The following is a 1,030-nucleotide window of genomic DNA, read 5'->3' on the forward strand; positions in this document are numbered from 1 at the left end:
CCTCGGCCGCGGGCGCGAAGGTGAGCTCGCAGTCGAGGCCGGCCGCGCGCAGGGCGCCGCGGCAGGCGGCCTCGGCGCCGGGGCGGGTGTCGCAGGCGTAGAGGGCAAGGAAGTTCTTCTCGCCCGCGGTCGCGCGCTCGTCGGCCTCGGCGAGCAGCTCGTCCCAGGCGTCCGCGTCGTGGCCCGCCCAGCCCTCGAAGCCCCAGCGCGCGCGGAGCAGGCCGGGCGCCCGGTCGAGCGCCTCGGCGGCCGCCTCCACGAGGACGGCGCCCTGCCCAGCCCAGAGCGCCGCGAGCACGGGAGCGCCGTGGCGCACGTTGCGGTACCAGCGGCCGGCGGCGAGCACCATGGCGGCGTAGTCGGCGCGCAGCGGGGCGACCTTGCGCGCCGCGCGGGAGTCGTAGCCGCGGTGGAAGAGCGGCTCGCCCGTGAGGTCGATCGAGACGGTCGCGCGCTCGCGCTGGAGTCGCACGTCGACGATGACGTCGGGGGCGTCGGTGTTCACGACGGGGCGCATCCCGCGGGCCGAGAACAGCTGGTCCGAGATCGCGTCCTTGGAGCGCAGCGCGACGAACTGGGTGTTGCGCAGGTTGTCGTTCGTGCCGTGGGAGTCTATGACGAAGGTAGCCCCGGGCGCGAGGTGCGCGGACCAGTCGATGGACTGGACGCCCTCGTAGAGCGCGTCGGCGTCGGCCGCGCCCACGCGGGCGAGCACGAGCAGGACGCGCGAGGCGAGGCGGCTCCACAGGCAGGCGCGGTAGGCGTCGGCGAGCTCGCCGCCGAAGGCGACCTGGCCGCGCAGCTGGCGGACCTGCGGAATGTGGAACGACGCCAGCTCCTCGGCCAGCAGCTTCTCGAACCCCTTGGGGCACGTCGCGATGAACTCCATTTCGGGACACCTTTCGCCCGTAGACAAACAAATCCGATTGATTTTCCCATAGCCGCGGCGAGGGCTCGCGCGGCGCGGCGCCCCGCCGCAAAAAGGACACCGCACGCGGCGCGGGGCGGCGGCGCGAGAAAGGCCGCCCCA

The 1,030-nt window shown here is 74.3% G+C and carries 1 protein-coding gene; it reads right to left on the reverse strand.

Translation table 11 applies throughout. From position 1 onward, the window contains the following. Window positions 1–889, reverse strand: an 889-nt coding sequence (locus tag ACT84W_RS02810) for a THUMP domain-containing protein (RefSeq protein WP_444328139.1), incomplete at its 3' end; no start/stop codon positions are given. Between the last annotated feature and the right edge of the window lie 141 nt (window positions 890–1,030).

The sequence above is a fragment of the Paratractidigestivibacter sp. genome (genome assembly GCF_052362415.1).
Lineage (GTDB): Bacteria > Actinomycetota > Coriobacteriia > Coriobacteriales > Atopobiaceae > Paratractidigestivibacter.